Source organism: Nostoc sp. CHAB 5715 (assembly GCF_020829685.1).
GTDB lineage: Bacteria > Cyanobacteriota > Cyanobacteriia > Cyanobacteriales > Nostocaceae > Nostoc.
The window spans coordinates 1-2,565 of record NZ_JAIVFR010001024.1 but is presented as its reverse complement, the minus strand read 5'-3'; the positions used below and the strand labels follow the sequence as shown (position 1 = coordinate 2,565).

The following is a 2,565-nucleotide window of genomic DNA, read 5'->3' as shown; positions in this document are numbered from 1 at the left end:
CAACCCCGTGCGATCGGCTTGGATATCTACCGTGATTTTAAAGCCAAACAACCAGATTTAATTACTCGTCTTCAAAAAACTCAGAATTTGATTGGCGTATGTAAAGGGAGCGATGTCACAGTAAATAATAGTATGTAATGGGTTTCTCAATTCATGGGAAGTCGTAGCCAAAAACTGGCTTTTAATCTGGTTAGCGCTTTTTGCTTCTTTCCAAGCTATTTCTAGTTCTTCTGACCCAGCTTTGAGCCGTTCTACCATTTGGTCTAATGCTTGGGCCAGTTGATTGAATTCCCGGATTTTAAAATTGTGCGGAACTGGTTGTGCGGCGTGGTGAGAGTGAATATTTAGAGCGTAGTCTCGCAATTCTTCTACAGGACGCGCCAAGTAAGGAGCAAGATATAAAGATGCTAACAAACTTGCACCAATCAAACCAACTGTTAAAACAATGAGAATTAGTTTGATTTCCTCTAAACCAAAAAGGGCATTTTCGACACTAGTAACAGCTAAGACTATCCATTTTTGCTGCTGTTGGGTGAGTGGATTTGCAATAGCCGTATAACCAGCTATTAATTCTTTTCCCTGTGTAAAAGACAAATTTATCGAATTGTTTTGCCCCGCAATTGCATTTTTAATTATGCTCTTGAGTTGGGAAGCATTTGGGTGCTGATTAATATTAGTTCCCACCCAGTCTGTGAATGGGTGTGCCAAAATTGTGCCATCTTCAGCAATCACTACCATAGGGCCTATGAGCGATCCCGGCGGATTTCTGGTTTGTTGGTACAATGCAGACTGAATACTTAAGCTGTAAACCAAATTTTTTCTGCTATCGGAGACTGGTGCAGATAACACTACTTGCAATTGATTTTGTGTGTTTCTTTTTCCAGTTATTCCTGCCTTTAGCGGAAAGATTGCTTTGACATCAATTTCGTCCCTAGGCACAGGTAATGTCAATTCTTCTATTGCTTGATCCCCACAGCTACTAGCAACTATTTTCTGGCTTAACAGATTCGTTAATTGGATGCATTCAATACTGGCTGGAAGTTGTTGCTTTAACTGCGTGAGAATTTCTTGCTCTTGTATAGGCGTATCCGACGGAATAACCGTTGTTTTACTTACACTCAGCAAAGTAGCTCTTAAGATAGCGATCGCATCTCCAATTCTCTCCCCTTTACTGATAGCGCTTTCTGTTAAATTTTGACGTGCAGTTCCCAATATACTAGAACGTGCCTTATTCAAGGCAACAATCTCGCCTATAAGTAAAACTGGAACGAAAAGAAGCAGTATTCTCGTTACTAAAATTCGACGAAAAGAAGATTGGCGGTGATTAATCATCGAGTGTCTCACTTTGCATCTGCAAACCACAACAGCAAAGATATGTAATTAGATGAGCTAGATGAGACATTTTATTAAACTTATGAGAATTTTATTTTCAATGTTTAAAATTAACAAATTGCTATAATTTAAAAAGAAACGTGGTATACCAAAATTAAGATATGCTAGATTTAGAAGCGTTTTGTGTTGCATATAAATACAGTGGTGAAGTTGTAAAACGGTAGCTTGCAGGCATGGATTTTTTTTGAGAATCTACACACTAGCAAAAAAAATATTCAAACTATCAAATCAATTTCATGTTGCAACATCGTCCTCACACTACAGTTGTTTTAGCAATGAGTGCAGATGGTAAAATAGGAGATTTTAGGCGATCGCCTGCTCGGTTTGGCTCAAGGCTTGATAAAGCACACTTAGAAAAACAAATCGCTGCCTCTGATGCGGTTTTATTCGGTGCTGGCACTCTCCGGGCCTACGGAACAACACTTACTATATCAGATCCAACTCTAGTGCAACTTCGGGCGCAAGAAGGGAAGCCTCCGCAGCCAGTTTATATAGTGACTACACACTCTGCAAACCTCAATCCGGAAATTAAATTTTTTAAGCAACCAGTTAGACGCTGGCTACTCACGACAACAGCAGGATCGCTTTCATGGAAAGGACGTTTAAGGACACTTCCCTCAATGGGAACCAAAGCCCAAGAATGCCCTCCAGAATTTGAGCAAATTCTGGTTTTTGAAACACCAACGCGAGAAATAGACATTTCCGCAGCTTTAAAGCATCTAGCCACTCTACATATAACACGCTTGGCGGTTTTGGGTGGAGGTGAATTAGTCGCTTCCTTGCTGGGATTAGATTTAATTGATGAATTATGGCTAACCGTCTGTCCGTTGATTTTAGGTGGTAACACCGCACCCACACCCGTAGATGGGAAAGGATTTTTACCCGATTTAGCTCCCAAGCTGCAACTTCTAGAAGTTCATGCAGTTGAGCAAGAAGTGTTTTTGCACTATCGCCTGCAACGACCAGCAGATTAGATTACGCTAAGTAAAGTTATTGGGGATTGGGAATTGGGCATTGGGCATTGGGCATGGGGCATTGGGCATTGGGCATTGGGGAAAAACTTACTGCAACTTCTCCTCTGCTCCCCTGCTCCCTCATCTCCCTCATCTCCCTCATCTCCCTCATCTCCCTCATCTCCCTCATCTCCCTCATCTCCCCCATCCACTTGCATTT

At 41.4% G+C, this 2,565-nt stretch carries 2 protein-coding genes and 1 pseudogene; 1 reads left to right on the top strand and 2 read right to left on the bottom strand.

Annotation, left to right across the window (positions count from 1 at the left end):
* Positions 1 to 123: 123 nt before the first annotated feature.
* A pseudogene (locus tag LC574_RS35295) lies at positions 124 to 1,332 on the bottom strand (two-component sensor histidine kinase); the annotation flags it as partial.
* Between the two features lie 296 nt (positions 1,333 to 1,628).
* Between LC574_RS35295 and LC574_RS35290 the strand changes: the two are divergent.
* Entirely contained in the window at positions 1,629 to 2,366 is a 738-nt protein-coding gene (locus tag LC574_RS35290) for a RibD family protein (RefSeq protein ID WP_229458278.1), read from the top strand.
* Here the strand turns inward: LC574_RS35290 and LC574_RS35285 are convergent.
* On the bottom strand, positions 2,363 to 2,565 hold a 203-nt coding region (locus LC574_RS35285; protein ID WP_229458277.1), incomplete at its 5' end, for a hypothetical protein. The genes LC574_RS35290 and LC574_RS35285 overlap by 4 nt on opposite strands.

Excerpts from the sequence above, each read along its gene's own strand:
- LC574_RS35290 (WP_229458278.1), top strand. The coding sequence starts at position 1,629 with ATGTTGCAACATCGTCCTCACACTACAGTTGTTTTAGCAATGAGTGCA.